Here is a 14666-nt window from a genome sequence, read left to right as displayed (position 1 = left end):
TATGTCTCCTTTCAAGTAAAATACTTCATAAACTTATTATTAATTTATTATAATAGATAAAGAAAGAAAAATCTATAAAACTAAATGGGGGATTAATACATGACGAAAGTAAGTGTTGTTGTTTACGGTGCAGATGTAGTGTGTGCGAGTTGTGTCAATGCACCAACTTCTAAAAATACGTATGAGTGGCTAAAACCATTGTTAGAAAGAAAATATCCTAATATTCATTTCGAATATACATATATCGACTTTCAAAAAGAAACTGAAAATTTAAGTGATCATGATCAACAATATATTGAGCAAATTGAAAATGATGAGTTGTTCTACCCGCTTATTACAATGAACGATGAATATGTAGCTGACGGTTATATTCAGTCAAAAAAAGTGACTCATTTTATAGATCAATATATTATAGATAATTAATACAAAGTGGAGTATTTGTTTTTTTATAAAAATGAGGGGAAGCTTGAGATGATGAATTGAAATTAAATTCTGTTCCGCTTCCCAGTTTTATTTATCCATTATGATATTTATATAGCCATAAAACACCTGATTTTAATATATGCGCTAAACGTCCTGTAACTGTACGATCCATAATATAGGCAAATCCTTTTTTCTCTCCTAGAGAACCTAAGAAACCTTGAACTTTTAATTCAGGCATTTTTTCAGGAAGTGGCTCATGATTCCATTGTTTTTTTAGTACAACGGCAATTTGATCACCCTGTACTTCTGCTAATTGAGCACTTGGCGCATGTGGTAAAGCTGCGCAATCTCCAACGACATAAACATTCTTATAAGTCGGTACTTGATGATATTGATTAACGATAACGCGACCACTTTTATTAATATCAATAGGCAATTTTCTTACAATTTCAACGGGTTGAATACCTGCTGTCCATACTACAATATCAACAGGTTCTGGTGTACCTCCGTTATAAATTGTTCCTTGCTCGACTTTATCAATTAATGAATTAGGAACCACGTTTACATTATTTTCTCGGAACCACTTCGCAATATAATTACTTAATTTTTCTGGAAAATTTCTTAATATACGAGGTCCACGATCATATAAAATAATTTCTAAATCTGTGCGACTTTCGCGTAGTTCACTTGCTAATTCAATACCACTCAAGCCAGCTCCTACGATTCCAACACGTGCTCCTTTAGGTAGCTCGCTAATACGATGAAACGTTTCGCGGGCTTTAGATAGCGTTTGAATACTATGAGTGTATTCTTTAGCTCCTGGAACATTATGATATTTATCTTCACAACCTAGTCCGATAATTAACTCATTATAATCTACTTTAGTTTGTCCTACTGAAACAATTTGATTATCTAAGTCAATATCACTTATTTCTCCATAAATTGTATTGACACGATGTGAATTAGGAAAATTCATTCGCACATCACTATCAGATTTTGTGCCTGCAGCGAGTGCATAGAATTCAGGTTTTAAACCATGAAACGGCATTCGATCTATAAGAGTTAGTGTGTATTCTTGAGGAAGAACATCTGGAAGAATGCGCGACATAATACGCATATTACCATATCCTCCACCAAGCAGAACTAAATTTTTCATATTATGTTACCCCTTTACATTAAAATCAATTGGCTATGTATTATGAATGTCAGACCTGTATAATGTTAGATTGTATAAATAAAGTATAGGCTCAATATTAAGTGATTACAGCCTAATTTAATGCTTATTTTTCATTTATTGTCCCCTAACAAATAAATGAAAGATTAATATAATTTTATTATATATGTTTTTAATAATTACGACAAACAAATGTAAAATGTTATTGCAAAATATAAATAGTTAAAAACCATAGCAATGCAACATATAAAGAGATTTGTTATAATAATATAATTAAATCAAAAAGAAGGTGAAGTATGTTTCCATTAGTCGAATTCTGTATATCGAATATGGCCAAGGGCGGAGACTACGTTTACGATAAACTCGAAAGTGATCCTGAAGTAGATGTGTTAGAATATGGATGTCTCAATAATTGTGGTTTATGTTCTTCTGGGTTATATGCATTGGTAGATGGAGAAGTCGTAGAAGGGGATACACCTGAAGATTTGTTAAACAATATTTATAAACACATAGAAGAAAATGATTTTACAAATTTATTATAGGAGTGATTAGAAATGCCAACAGTAACACTTACTGAAGCAGCAGCTTATGAAGTAAAAGACATGTTGAAAAGTAATCATATGGAAAATGGATATTTAAAAATCAAAGTGAATGGTGGCGGATGTACAGGTTTAACTTATGGTATGTCTGCTGAAGAAGCGCCGGGTACAAATGATGAAGTTTTAGAATATTATGGATTAAAAGTATTAGTAGATAAATATGATGCACCAGTACTAAATGGAACAAAAATTGATTTTAAACAATCACTAATGGGTGGTGGATTCCAAATCGACAACCCAAATGCAATTGCATCATGTGGATGTGGCAGTTCTTTTAGAACAGCAAAAGTAGCTGGACATCCTGAAAATTGTTAAATCTTATATTCTTAAGTTAATACAATATAGTAATAATAAATTTAAATAATCGTTCTGTTGTTGCTTGAAAATATGATATAAAAACTATAAAATTGGAAGTGGATTAAATTTTGTCTTTTTTGTGAATAAATGTTCACAAAATGGAATATAAAAGTGTTGACTAAGACTATAAATGGGGATGAACAAATAGGTTAAGTTCAAAGTTTTTCGAAACAATTAGTATTTTTACAATACTATTGTATTATAAAAATGCTACGTTTCAATATGTTCTGAAACTTGTAGCCTTTATCTACATTTAAGAAAAAATACGAAAGCTTAGGTGAATGAAATGGCACAAACTCGTAAAAAAGTACTTGTATTAGGTGCAGGATATGCAGGTTTACAAGCAGTTACTAAATTACAAAAAGAAATAGCTGCAAATGAAGCAGAAATCACTTTAGTTAACAAAAATAAATATCATTATGAAGCAACTTGGTTACACGAAGCGTCAGCTGGTACGTTAAATTATGAAGATTTAATTTATCCAATTGAAAGTGTAATTGACAAAAATAAAGTCAACTTCATCAATGCAGAAGTAACTAAAATTGATAGAAATGCTAAAAAAGTAGAAACTACGCATGGTATTTTTGAATATGATATTTTAGTTGTTGCTTTAGGATTTGAAAGTGAAACATTCGGTATTAACGGAATGAAAGAACATGCATTCCAAATTGAAAATATTCATACTGCTCGCGAATTATCTCGTCATATTGAAGATAAATTTGCTAACTACGCTGCATCAAAAGAGAAAGATGAAAATGATTTAGCAATTTTAGTAGGTGGCGCTGGATTTACAGGTATTGAATTCTTAGGTGAATTAACAGATAGAATTCCTGAATTATGTAATAAATATGGCGTAGATCATAATAAAGTTAGAATTACATGTGTTGAAGCTATGCCTAAAATTTTACCAATGTTCTCAGAAAATCTTGTAAATTATGTCGTTAATTATTTAGAAGAACGTGGCGTTGAATTTAAAATTGGTACGCCTATCGTTGCTTGTAATGAAAAAGGTTTCAAAGTTAAAACAAATGATCAAGAACAACAACTTGAAGCCAATACTGCAGTGTGGGCTGCTGGAGTTCGCGGTAGTCAACTTATGGAAGAATCATTCGAAGGGGTAAAACGTGGTCGTATTGTAACTAAACAAGATTTAACAATTGATGGTCACGATGATATCTTCGTTATTGGTGATGTTTCTGCGTTTATCCCAGCAGGTGAGGAACGTCCATTACCAACTACTGCTCAAATTGCTATGCAACAAGGTGCGCATGTTGCTAAAAACATTGAAAATATCTTAAATGGCCAAGCTACAACTGACTTCGAATATATTGATCGTGGTACAGTTTGTTCTTTAGGTTCACATGATGGTGTAGGTCATGTGTTCGGTAGAGACATCACTGGTAAAAAAGCTGCATTCATGAAAAAAGTAATTGATACACGTGCTGTATTCAAAATGGGTGGCGTTGGCTTAGCATTTAAAAAAGGTAAATTCTAAGTTAATAAATTAAATATTTAATCATTAAGGAGTGAGACAGAAATCTGTGAAATAAAATAGATTTCAATATCTCACTCCTTTATTTTAAAGGAGAATTATATGATACATTTTAATTATGATTCGAATAAAAGGACCGACGTTATTATTTTAGGCTTACCTGATCATCTTAATCAAATTGGAAAGATCACGTATCAAAATAGTGACCTTACACAAACCATTGAAAATTACCGACATCGACATATTGTAAGTAGTCAATTAGGAAAAACATCTTCGACTATTTTATATATAAATAACGAACCTAAACGTTTAATTACGGTTGGACTAGGAAATTTGAAAACATTATCTTATGCTTCATTTTTAAAAGTGTTTGGTACACTTTTTCAATACCTAAAAAAAGAACGTGTTACAGAAGCCAATGTTCTTTTTGAGACATTTAATTCAAAACAAATTGACAAAACAAGTATTGCAGAGATTTTCGGACTACAAAGTAGACAATCGATTTATGAATTTAACAACTATAAATCTAACAAATCCACACCATATCAACTGGAATTATATATTGAGTCATTTAATAGTGATGAGGACATAAAAGATATAAAAGCAGGATATTTAATTGGTGAATCGGTAAATATAGCACGTGATTTTAGTAATATGCCTCCTAATATACTTACTCCAGAATACTTTGCAAGTAAAGTAGCACATCACTTTAAATCGTCTTCTGTTTCAGTAGATATTAAAAATAATGATACATTGTTAGCAGAAGGTTTTGGCTTACTACATGCTGTAGGTAAAGGGTCCACTCATCCTCCTGTTGTTATTACTTTAACGTATCATGGAACAGATAAAAATGAAGCGCCTATTGCATTAGTTGGGAAAGGGATTACATATGATTCTGGTGGTTATAGCATCAAATCTAAAATGGGTATGCAAACAATGAAATTTGATATGTGTGGTGCTGCTAACGTTGTAGGAATGATTGATGCTGCGTCTAAATTATCTTTACCAGTAAATATTGTAGGTGTCATTGTCTCTGCAGAAAATATGATTAGTCAACAGGCTATGAAACCAGATGATGTATATACTGCCTTAAATGGTGAAACAGTAGAGGTTTTAAATAGCGATGCTGAAGGTCGTTTAGTTTTAGGAGACGGCGTATTTTATGCAAATCAATTTCAACCACGTTTAATATGTGATTTTGCTACTCTTACAGGTGCTGCTATAGCGGCATTAGGAGAAGATAAGGCTGCTTTATTTAGTTCGAATGCAGATGAAGATATGAAACACATTTTAGAAAGTGCTAGAGAAGTTGATGAATTTGCTTTTGAATTACCTATTACTCAAACTGAACAACAATTGATTCGTAATACAGATGTCGCTGATTTAGTGAATCATACAAACGGACAAGGTAAAGCCTTATTTGCTGCAGCTTTCGTTACGCATTTTAGTGGGCAGACGCCACATATTCATTTTGATATTGCAGGTCCTGCAACGATTAATAAAGATAACTATAAAGGTCCTAAAGGTCCGACAGGAAGCATGATAATGACCATAGTGAATTGGTTACGACAATCAATATAGAACGGATATTAGAAATGACTATACATTCATTTTGAGACAAAATAGATAAATGTCTGAGGTACACTGATACCTTAGACGTTTATTTTTTTAAAACATTTTTAAATTACGATTATATTAGACGTTGACAACCATCTAACTACTTGATATTATTAATCACATAATTATTTACTTTAGTTCGGTAGAGTAATAAAGGATGTGGGTATAATGTTTAATGCTGTAGTTATTGCCGTAATATTAATGATTATATTATGTCTCTTAAGACTGAATGTTATCATTAGTTTATTTATTAGTTCACTTGTAGGTGGTCTAATATCTGGTATGAGTTTAAACAAAGTAATTAGTGTATTTGGTAAAAATATTGTAGATGGTTCGGAAGTTGCATTAAGTTATGCATTATTAGGAGGTTTTGCAGCACTGATATCATATAGTGGTATCACAGATTATTTGGTAAATAAAATTATACATGCGATTCATACTGAAAATAATCGCTTATCAAGAATTAAAGTAAAAGTGATTATTATTTTAGCATTATTAGCAATGAGTATTATGAGTCAAAACTTAATTCCAGTACATATTGCATTTATACCAATTGTAATCCCACCATTACTTAGTCTATTTAACGATCTGAAAATTGATAGACGATTAATTAGTTTAGTCATAGGATTTGGTTTATGTTGGCCCTATGTTTTACTACCTTATGGTTTTGGACAGATTTTCCATCAAATTATACAAAGCGGATTTCAAAAAGCGCATCATCCTATCGAATTTAATATGATTTGGAAAGCAATGTTAATTCCTTCATTTGGTTATATTGCCGGTTTAGTTATCGGAATGTTTGTTTATCGTAAACCACGTGAATATAAGCAAGAAAGATTGAAAGATAATGGAGAAGAAGTAGCAGAAATTCGTCCATATGTATTAGTAGTTACAATTTTTGCTATTTTAGCTACCTTCTTAGTTCAAACATTTACGGATTCAATGATTTTCGGAGCATTAGCAGGAGTGCTGATATTCTTTATTTCTGGTATTTATAAATGGAACGAATTAGATAGTCAATTTGTAGAAGGAATAAAAATTATGTCATTTATTGGTGTCGTTATTTTATCAGCTAACGGTTTTGCCGGTGTCATGAATGCTACTGGTGATATTGAAAAATTAGTTTCTAGTTTAACTGAGATTACAAATGGACATAAATTAATTACTATTATTGCAATGTATATTGTTGGTCTTATTGTTACGTTAGGTATTGGTTCATCTTTTGCTACAATTCCAATTATAGCAGCTTTATTTATACCACTAGGAGCATCTCTTGGTTTAGATAATATGGCATTAATTGCTTTAGTAGGAACAGCTGCTGCACTTGGAGATTCTGGTTCACCAGCAAGTGATTCAACACTTGGACCCACAGCAGGGCTTGATGTAGATGGTCAACATGATCACATTAGAGATACATGTATACCTAACTTCATTTTCTATAATGTTCCGTTGATGATTTTTGGTACAATAGCTGCAATGATATTATAGAAAAAAGAGGTGACAACATGTCTAATTTACTTGAAACATTTGATATGAAAATAGAAAAAGAAGGTGAGGGAATTGTTGTAATTTCCATGCCAGTCACTGATAAGGTTAAACAACCCTTTGGCTATCTACATGGTGGTGCAAGTATTGCATTAGGTGAAACAGCTTGTTCATTAGGTGCTGCCCATTTAATTGATACGAAACACTTTATCCCATTAGGTTTAGAAATGAATGCCAATCATATTCACTCAGTAAAAGAGGGACGTGTGATTGCTACCGCTTCTATTATTCATAAAGGTCATACGACACAAGTATGGAATATTGAAATTAAAAGTGATCAAGATAAATTAATTAGTATCATGAGAGGTACAATAGGGATTAAACCATTAAAATAACAAATTATAAAATACTAGTCCATAGAAAAATATTCATCTATGGGCTAGTATTTTATATTTATGATACTTCTTTATGGTGATCTATTCTTTGAAACACGCTATAAATTCTTTGAGCTGCTTCTTTACCTCCCATGATATTTCTAGCAAATGGACCAAGTTCTAAATCAGCTAGTCCACCAGCAACAAATAAATGAGGTAACCATTCTAATTCATGAGTGATTTTTGGAAATCCACAAGATAGGAGGGGGGCGTTAGCATGTTGAATTAGAGATTGTATCATGGGTTGCTGCAAAATTGAAGGCTTAAATCCAGTTGCTAAAAGAATGTAATCATATGGAATATTTAAATTTTCAGTAATAATTTGATGCGATTTTAAGTCCTTAATCTCTTCTTTATGTATTATAAGTCTTTTATTTTGAACATATTTCTTTAAGCGTAAATATAACTCGCGAGGCATTGAACCTTTATGTCTTTCTTTTAACACTGTTTGAAGTTTTTCTTCATGTGAAGAATGATTTAAAAAGGGCTTCATTTTTTTGGGACCTAGCCAACCAGGATCGGCATCAAAATGTTGAATATCTATATTTTTATTCATCCATAAATGAACGATTTTTTTCTTATCTAGTTTTAAAAGCTTTAATGTTAAATGAGCAGCTGAAATACCACTTCCAATGACATGAGATGATTGTGAAAATAATTGAGAATTAAAATGGTCACTAAATATATGACATACATCTTTAGCTTGAGTAAATGCGGAAGGGATAAAAGGCTCATTATGACATCCTTGTGCTAAAACAACACAATCAGTTTGAATGACAGAATGATGACTTGTTGTCATACTCCATCCTCTTTGATTTTTTTCAATACGTTGAACATAACTTTGAATATGACATTGATTTAGATGATAGTTATGTATTTGAGCATGTGTGTGATCCATAAACATCTCTGTTTGAGGTCTTTGATAACGACCAAAAGTTGGATTAATATACTGATTCACTTTTGCAAATTTTTTTAAGTGAAACGGGTCAGGATGAATATGATGTACAATAGGTGAACGTAAGTAAGGCATATCAATTCTATTTGTGTATTTATGAAATTGTTCGCATAAAGAATCATGAGGATCGATAATTGTAAGATTTTGGATGGATATGCCTGCTTCACGTAACTTAATTGCTATAGTGGTTCCTTGTATACCGCCACCAATAATAGTCCAATGCATAATATAACTCCTTTAAAACGTAATTATTACGATTTATAATAACATAAAACTATCTTTTTCAAAACGAAAAAATCGAAGCACTTTAAGAAAGTACCCCGATTTTTATCATATTATATTTTTTTATTGTTAAATTCATCTTTAAGTTCATCAATTTTTGTATCTTTAGTATAAGGCATTTTATTATTATATGATGCTTTCATCATTAAATGGCTAGAAAGAGGACCAGTAATTAAAATGAAAATAATGCCGAATATCAGTTGCATATTGGCGTATCCTTCTGTTCCAATAAAATATAAAAACGTTCCAAATAATAAAAATATAGCACCTAATGTTGCAGATTTACCTGCAGCATGACCGCGTGAATAGACATCTTTTAAACGAATAATACCAATAGCAGTAATTGCACTTATTAATGCACCTAAGATAATGAAAATGATGGCTAAACTAATGACGATTTTTGCTATCACGTTCAATCACCTTACCTTTATCTATAAATTTAGAGAATACTGCTGTACCTAAGAAAGCTAAAATACCAATAAGTAAAATAACTACAAGTAAGTATTGTGCGCCGATAAATACACTATATAATGCAACACACGCCATCAATTGTAAGCCGATAGCGTCTAATGCAAGGACGCGATCTGGTAAAGTGGGGCCTTTAATAATACGAATAAACATTGCTAGCATCGATAATACTACGACAATTAAAGCAATCATAATAATTGTTTTTACCATTAAGCTTCGCCCACCTCTCTCACTACTTTTTCAAGTGATGATTTAATACTTTCAACTTCTTCTTCTTTCGTACTAAAATCAATTGAGTGAATGTATATTTTAGTTCTATCATCACTAATACCTAAAACGACAGTTCCTGGTGTTAAAGTGATTAAATTAGATAATAAAACAACTTGCCAATCATGTTTTAAATCTGTGTGATAAATAAAGAAACCAGGTTGATTTTTAAGTCTTGGCTGTAACACAATTTTGGATACATCAATATTGGCTTTCATTAATTCTATAAAAAAGACAACAATCAATTTAATGACTTTATAAACTCTTTTTAAATAAAAACTACCAGGCAATACTTTTTTAAATAAGTAAACAAGCCCAATTCCTATTAAGAATCCTAGTAAAAAGTTATTGAATGTATAACTGCCACTTAAAAACATCCATATAATAGCTAATATAATATTTAACACAAATTGAAGAGCCATTAGTATCTACCTCCTAATACACTTTTAATATAAACATTAGGATCATAGAAAGATTTAGCTGCTTCTGATATAAATGGATAAAGTGCATCAGCAGATAAACCAAATAGTACAGTAATGACAACGGCAATTACTGAAACGATTGTTGCTTGTTTTACATTTACTTTGTTATTCATTTTATATCCCTTAGGTTCACCAAAGAAACCATGTAGGAAAATACGAATCACAGAATAAAGTACGATTAAACTTGAAAGTAATACGATAATTGCACTGATATAAAATCCTTTTTCAAAAGCGGCTTTTACAATAAAGTATTTTCCATAAAATCCACTAAATGGAGGAATACCAGCCAAGCTTAAAGCTGCAATAAAGAAAGACCAACCAAGTATAGGATATGTCTTAATTAAACCACTGAATGACTTAAGATTTGATGTTTTGGTAATTTGATACATGACACCAATGATTAAGAAAAGTGCAGTCTTAACTAACATATCGTGAATGGTATAATATATAGCACCCATAATTCCTAATTTACTCATCATAGCAACACCAACGAGTATGACACCTACTGCAATCATAATATTATATAAAATAATTTTTTTAATATCATAATAAGCAATAGCACCAATTGATCCAAATATAATCGTTAATAGTGCTAAGAATAAAATAGTATAGTGAGAAAAACTCATTGTGTTATGGAAGAAAAGACTAAGTGTTCTTAAAATAGCATAGACACCAACTTTAGTTAATAAAGCACCGAAGAATGCAATAATAGCAAAAGGTGGCGCATAGTATGATCCAGGTAACCAAACATATAATGGAAAGACACCAGCTTTAGTTGCAAACACAAAGATGAACAAAATAAAGACAATACTTAATAAGCCTTCATGTGAATGAGATAGTTCATTAAGTTTTACGCTAATGTCAGCCATATTTAAAGTGCCGACAATTGAATATAAGATACTAACAGCAATAACGAAAAATGTCGATGTTACAACATTAATAAGTAAATATTTTACTGTTTCTTGAAGTTGAATACGTGTGCCACCTAATACAAGCAATGCATAAGATGACATTAAAAAGACTTCAAAGAATACGAAAAGGTTAAAAATATCTCCAGTAGTGAAAGCACCAATAATACCCACTAACATAAAGACGATTGAAAAATGAAAATAATAACGCTCTCTATCGATTCCGGCAGTTGAAAAAGAATAGACCGTAATGAGCAGAGTAATGATAATACTCGTTACAATCAACATTGCCCCTAACGTATCTAATAAAAAGATAATACCATATGGGGCCGGCCAAGAACCTAGTTCTACTTTAAGAGGACCAAATTTACTAACATTAATTAAATTAATCATCGCTACAATCAAAGTTAAAACTAAGCCTATCAATGTGACCGCACGTTTTAATTGATAGTGTTGACCTAAAAAGATAAGAATAATAGCGGTAATAATTGGTATAACTAATGTAAGAACAACCATATTAGTTGCTATCATCACTAGGCACTCCTTTCATTTGTTCTATGTTGTCTGTGCCTAATTCTTTATACGTTCTAAAAGCTAAGACTAAGAAAAAAGCAGTAGTTGCAAATGCAATAACAATTGCAGTAAGTATTAATGCATGAGGGATTGGATCTACATAGTGATGAATATTTTTTTCATATATTGGCATTTCACCATGTTTCAATCCCCCCATAGTAATTAAAAATAAATTTGATGCATGTGTAATCAGCGTAGTTCCCATAATAATACGTATTAAACTTTTAGATAAAACGAGATAGACACTGATTGATGTAAGTATGCCACATACAATAATCATAATAATTTCCACTATTCGTTCTCTCCAATCGTTATAATAATAGTCATTACTGTACCAATTACTGCACACATAACGCCAAAGTCGAAGAACATTGGTGTATTCATATGAACAGAGTGTAGAAGGGGTAATGGAATATTAAATTCTGTATGTGTAAAGAAACTTTTTCCGTAAAACCAGCTTGCTATAGGCGTACTTACACAGAATAATAAACCAATACCAATTAAGATTTTAAAATCCCAAGGAAAGATTTTACGCATCGTTTTTATATCAAATGCAATCATAATAATGGTTAAAGCGGTTGATAGAAGCAATCCGCCAACAAATCCTCCACCTGGTGTGTAATGTCCTGCTAAAAATAAAGTAATACCAAAAAGAGCAATTAAGAAAGCAATAATTACAGCTGAATACTGAAACATTAAATTGTTATTTTGTCTATTCATTGCTTTCCACCTCACTTGTTTTGTTACGTTTACTTCGTAATTTAATCATCGTGTAAACTGAAAGACCTGCAATACCTAATACAGAAGATTCAAATAAGGTATCCATACCACGGAAGTCTACGAGAATAACGTTAACCATATTTTTACCATGTGCTAAGTCATAAACGTGTGCCTTGTAATACTCTCCAATAGAAGAAAAATGTCTATTACCATAAGCGATAAGACCTAATAGTATCACTACCAAACCAACACCAATAGAGATGATAGCATTCGTTAATTTAAAAGATGTTTTTTCATTATAGCGATTTAAGTTAGGCAAGTGATAGAAACATAATAGAAATAGACCCGTTGAGATAGACTCAACAACAAATTGTGTTAAAGCTAAATCAGGTGCCTTAAAGAAAACAAATAAAACTGATACTGCATAGCCAACAACACTAAGCATAATAATACTAAATAAACGAGATGTTGCTGTAACAACTAAGAACGCTGAGATAGTAAGTATTATGATAATAATCATTTCATAGATGTGAATTGTATTTATATTTTTAAAATTAAAGCTAAACGGTACACTCACTAATGTGATGAGTGTTAACACAATTAATGTACCAAAAATAAAAACTAAACTGTCACGTACATATCCATTAACATAATAATTAGTTAGCGAAGCGGAATGATTTGGTAACCACTTGCCAGTGGTGTCATACCAATAATTTAATTTTAAGTTGTCTGGTTGTGCTTTTAATAAACGAATCCAGTAATTGAAACTAAATAATAAGATAATACCTACAATCCAAATCGTTAAAGTAGAGATGAACGCAGGAGTAATACCATGGAACATATGGAATTCTGCATGTGCTGTTGATATTCCACTTATGGCTTTAGTAGCTGGTTCGATTATAGAATGTGTTAATAGTCCAGGGAATAGTCCGAAAACAACAACTAGCGTTGCTAGAATTGCTGGTGAAATTAACATTAATAATGATGCCTCATGTGCTTTCTTAGGTAATAAATCAGAATGATATTTACCTAAGAATACATGTAGTACGAATTTAATTGAATATACAAATGTAAATATACTACCTATAATCGCTAAAATTGGAAAAATAATACCTAGAGTATTTAAACTAAATAGAGGCGCGTGTGTAGCTTCTATCATAGCCTCTAAGAATTTTTCTTTTGATAAGAAACCATTAAATGGTGGCACACCTGCCATACTTAATGCTGTAATTACAGTAAGAGTAAAAGAAATTGGCATGATAGTAAGTAAACCGCCCAATTTTTTTACATCACGTGTGCCTGTCACATGATCAATGGCACCTGTAATCATAAATAATGCGCCTTTAAAGGTAGCATGGTTAATTAAGTGGAAAGCAGCTGCTGTAAAACCAGCGATATATAATTGACTTTCACTACCTTCAAAATGATAACTTATAGCTCCAATACCTAGCATAGACATAATCATTCCCAATTGTGAAACTGTAGAAAATGCTAGAATCCCTTTCAAATCTTGTTGTTTCGTTGCATTTAATGAAGCCCAAAATAGTGTGATTAAGCCTACTAAAGTAATAGTCCATATCCATCCTTCTGATACCGCGAATAATGGGGTTAAACGTGCAACAAGATATAACCCTGCTTTAACCATCGTGGCTGAATGTAAATATGCACTAACAGGAGTAGGTGCTTCCATTGCATCAGGTAACCAAATGTAAAATGGTACTTGGGCAGATTTTGTGAAAGCTGCTAACATAATTAAAACCATTGCAAGTATAAAGAAAGAACTGTCTTGTATTTGAGATACATGATGGATTAAATAATGTAGACTTAATGATTGTCCGGCAAGTGAAATTAAAATTAATCCGCCAAGTAAACTAAGTCCTCCAAATACAGTAATAATCAGTGACTTTTGTGCTCCATATATAGAAGCTTTCTTTTCTCTCCAAAAAGAAATGAGTAAAAAACTTGAGAATGAAGTTAATTCCCAGAATAGATATAAAATAATGATGTTATCTGAGAGTACGACGCCTAACATTGCACCCATAAACAGTAATAAATAACAGTAAAAGTTCCCTAATCGTTCAGATTTATCTAAATAACCGATTGAATAAAGAACAACTAAACTTCCAATGCCAGTTATAAGCAAACTAAAGAGTATACTTAAGCCATCAAGATAAATATCAAAATTCATACCAATATGTGGCATCCAATTGAAAGTTTTTATTACTGTGTTACCTGATTGAGTAGTTGAAATATAAGATAAAAAATAAATAAATAAGACAACAGGAACAGGTAATACAAACCATCCTAAATGTATCTTTTTAAAGAAACGATAAAGGATTGGAATAATGAGTGCGAATATTAACGGTAAAAGTACCGCAATATGTATCAAACTCACTATATTTTCCTCCTTCAAAAATTGTTATAAATTTT

Annotated in this window: 16 protein-coding genes; 7 read left to right on the top strand and 9 right to left on the bottom strand. The window is 31.5% G+C overall.

The window, feature by feature from the left end; translation table 11 throughout:
- Positions 1-99 precede the first annotated feature (99 nt).
- The gene (locus HMPREF3046_RS06590; protein ID WP_070717782.1) at positions 100-423 is read left to right on the top strand and encodes a YuzD family protein; all 324 of its coding nucleotides are present in this window, start codon (positions 100-102) and stop codon (positions 421-423) included.
- Positions 424-514: 91 nt separating this feature from the next.
- Here HMPREF3046_RS06590 and HMPREF3046_RS06585 read toward each other — a convergent pair whose 3' ends face one another.
- Positions 515-1579: an NAD(P)/FAD-dependent oxidoreductase gene (locus tag HMPREF3046_RS06585; RefSeq protein WP_070717778.1), complete on the bottom strand. Its 1065-nt coding sequence runs from the start codon at positions 1577-1579 to the stop codon at positions 515-517.
- Positions 1580-1893: 314 nt separating this feature from the next.
- Between HMPREF3046_RS06585 and HMPREF3046_RS06580 the strand changes: the two genes are divergently transcribed.
- From HMPREF3046_RS06580 to HMPREF3046_RS06555, 6 genes are all read left to right on the top strand, one after another.
- On the top strand, positions 1894-2139 hold the full coding sequence (locus HMPREF3046_RS06580) for a YuzB family protein (RefSeq protein ID WP_002448156.1): 246 nt from the start codon (positions 1894-1896) through the stop codon (positions 2137-2139).
- Between the two features lie 12 nt (positions 2140-2151).
- Positions 2152-2511, top strand: coding sequence for a HesB/IscA family protein (locus tag HMPREF3046_RS06575; protein ID WP_070717775.1), 360 nt, complete (start codon positions 2152-2154; stop codon positions 2509-2511).
- Between the two features lie 328 nt (positions 2512-2839).
- Entirely contained in the window at positions 2840-4048 is a 1209-nt protein-coding gene (locus tag HMPREF3046_RS06570) for an NAD(P)/FAD-dependent oxidoreductase (protein WP_070717772.1), read from the top strand.
- A 99-nt stretch (positions 4049-4147) separates the two neighbouring features.
- Positions 4148-5626 (top strand): M17 family metallopeptidase, encoded by a 1479-nt coding sequence (locus tag HMPREF3046_RS06565; protein ID WP_070717769.1) that lies wholly within the window; start codon positions 4148-4150, stop codon positions 5624-5626.
- A 204-nt stretch (positions 5627-5830) separates the two neighbouring features.
- Positions 5831-7150, top strand: a complete 1320-nt coding sequence (locus tag HMPREF3046_RS06560) for a Na+/H+ antiporter family protein (RefSeq protein WP_070717766.1) — start codon at positions 5831-5833, stop codon at positions 7148-7150.
- A 17-nt stretch (positions 7151-7167) separates the two neighbouring features.
- Entirely contained in the window at positions 7168-7542 is a 375-nt protein-coding gene (locus HMPREF3046_RS06555; protein ID WP_070717764.1) for a PaaI family thioesterase, read from the top strand.
- A 58-nt stretch (positions 7543-7600) separates the two neighbouring features.
- On the opposite strand, the gene HMPREF3046_RS06550 is transcribed toward HMPREF3046_RS06555, so the two are convergent.
- From HMPREF3046_RS06550 to HMPREF3046_RS06515, 8 genes are all read right to left on the bottom strand, one after another.
- Entirely contained in the window at positions 7601-8761 is a 1161-nt protein-coding gene (locus tag HMPREF3046_RS06550) for an NAD(P)-binding domain-containing protein (RefSeq protein ID WP_070717758.1), read from the bottom strand.
- A 110-nt stretch (positions 8762-8871) separates the two neighbouring features.
- Positions 8872-9228, bottom strand: a complete 357-nt coding sequence (locus tag HMPREF3046_RS06545) for a Na+/H+ antiporter subunit G1 (protein WP_070717755.1) — start codon at positions 9226-9228, stop codon at positions 8872-8874.
- On the bottom strand, positions 9206-9496 hold the full coding sequence (locus tag HMPREF3046_RS06540; RefSeq protein WP_070717752.1) for a Na(+)/H(+) antiporter subunit F1: 291 nt from the start codon (positions 9494-9496) through the stop codon (positions 9206-9208). Before HMPREF3046_RS06540 ends, HMPREF3046_RS06545 begins: the two co-directional genes overlap by 23 nt.
- A complete protein-coding gene (locus tag HMPREF3046_RS06535; RefSeq protein WP_070717747.1) occupies positions 9496-9975 on the bottom strand; it encodes a Na+/H+ antiporter subunit E in 480 nt (159 codons plus the stop codon). The genes HMPREF3046_RS06540 and HMPREF3046_RS06535 overlap by 1 nt, the downstream gene beginning before the upstream one ends.
- Positions 9975-11474: a Na+/H+ antiporter subunit D gene (locus HMPREF3046_RS06530; RefSeq protein WP_070717743.1), complete on the bottom strand. Its 1500-nt coding sequence runs from the start codon at positions 11472-11474 to the stop codon at positions 9975-9977. Before HMPREF3046_RS06530 ends, HMPREF3046_RS06535 begins: the two co-directional genes overlap by 1 nt.
- Positions 11461-11808 carry a Na+/H+ antiporter Mnh1 subunit C gene (gene mnhC1, locus HMPREF3046_RS06525; protein WP_070717739.1) on the bottom strand — a complete coding sequence of 116 codons (348 nt, stop codon included), beginning with the start codon at positions 11806-11808 and terminating at the stop codon, positions 11461-11463. Before mnhC1 ends, HMPREF3046_RS06530 begins: the two co-directional genes overlap by 14 nt.
- Entirely contained in the window at positions 11808-12236 is a 429-nt protein-coding gene (locus HMPREF3046_RS06520; RefSeq protein WP_017175851.1) for a Na(+)/H(+) antiporter subunit B, read from the bottom strand. Before HMPREF3046_RS06520 ends, mnhC1 begins: the two co-directional genes overlap by 1 nt.
- On the bottom strand, positions 12229-14631 hold the full coding sequence (locus HMPREF3046_RS06515) for a Na+/H+ antiporter subunit A (protein WP_070717735.1): 2403 nt from the start codon (positions 14629-14631) through the stop codon (positions 12229-12231). The genes HMPREF3046_RS06520 and HMPREF3046_RS06515 overlap by 8 nt, the downstream gene beginning before the upstream one ends.
- Positions 14632-14666 lie beyond the last annotated feature (35 nt).

The sequence above is a fragment of the Staphylococcus sp. HMSC070D05 genome (genome assembly GCF_001815595.1).
GTDB classification, from domain to species: domain Bacteria; phylum Bacillota; class Bacilli; order Staphylococcales; family Staphylococcaceae; genus Staphylococcus; species Staphylococcus hominis.
The sequence above is the reverse complement of the archived record's forward strand: the minus strand, read 5'-3'. Positions and strand labels throughout refer to the sequence as shown.

Bases quoted from the DNA above. Each gene is read 5' to 3' on its own strand.
- HMPREF3046_RS06555 (WP_070717764.1), top strand. From the start codon at position 7,168: ATGTCTAATTTACTTGAAACATTTGATATGAAAATAGAAAAAGAAGGT.
- HMPREF3046_RS06560 (WP_070717766.1), top strand. From the start codon at position 5,831: ATGTTTAATGCTGTAGTTATTGCCGTAATATTAATGATTATATTATGT.
- HMPREF3046_RS06520 (WP_017175851.1), bottom strand. From the start codon at position 12,236: ATGAATAGACAAAATAACAATTTAATGTTTCAGTATTCAGCTGTAATT.
- HMPREF3046_RS06540 (WP_070717752.1), bottom strand. From the start codon at position 9,496: ATGGTAAAAACAATTATTATGATTGCTTTAATTGTCGTAGTATTATCG.
- HMPREF3046_RS06575 (WP_070717775.1), top strand. From the start codon at position 2,152: ATGCCAACAGTAACACTTACTGAAGCAGCAGCTTATGAAGTAAAAGAC.
- HMPREF3046_RS06570 (WP_070717772.1), top strand. From the start codon at position 2,840: ATGGCACAAACTCGTAAAAAAGTACTTGTATTAGGTGCAGGATATGCA.
- HMPREF3046_RS06530 (WP_070717743.1), bottom strand. From the start codon at position 11,474: ATGATAGCAACTAATATGGTTGTTCTTACATTAGTTATACCAATTATT.
- HMPREF3046_RS06585 (WP_070717778.1), bottom strand. From the start codon at position 1,579: ATGAAAAATTTAGTTCTGCTTGGTGGAGGATATGGTAATATGCGTATT.
- HMPREF3046_RS06580 (WP_002448156.1), top strand. From the start codon at position 1,894: ATGTTTCCATTAGTCGAATTCTGTATATCGAATATGGCCAAGGGCGGA.
- HMPREF3046_RS06535 (WP_070717747.1), bottom strand. From the start codon at position 9,975: ATGGCTCTTCAATTTGTGTTAAATATTATATTAGCTATTATATGGATG.
- HMPREF3046_RS06590 (WP_070717782.1), top strand. From the start codon at position 100: ATGACGAAAGTAAGTGTTGTTGTTTACGGTGCAGATGTAGTGTGTGCG.
- HMPREF3046_RS06550 (WP_070717758.1), bottom strand. From the start codon at position 8,761: ATGCATTGGACTATTATTGGTGGCGGTATACAAGGAACCACTATAGCA.
- HMPREF3046_RS06565 (WP_070717769.1), top strand. From the start codon at position 4,148: ATGATACATTTTAATTATGATTCGAATAAAAGGACCGACGTTATTATT.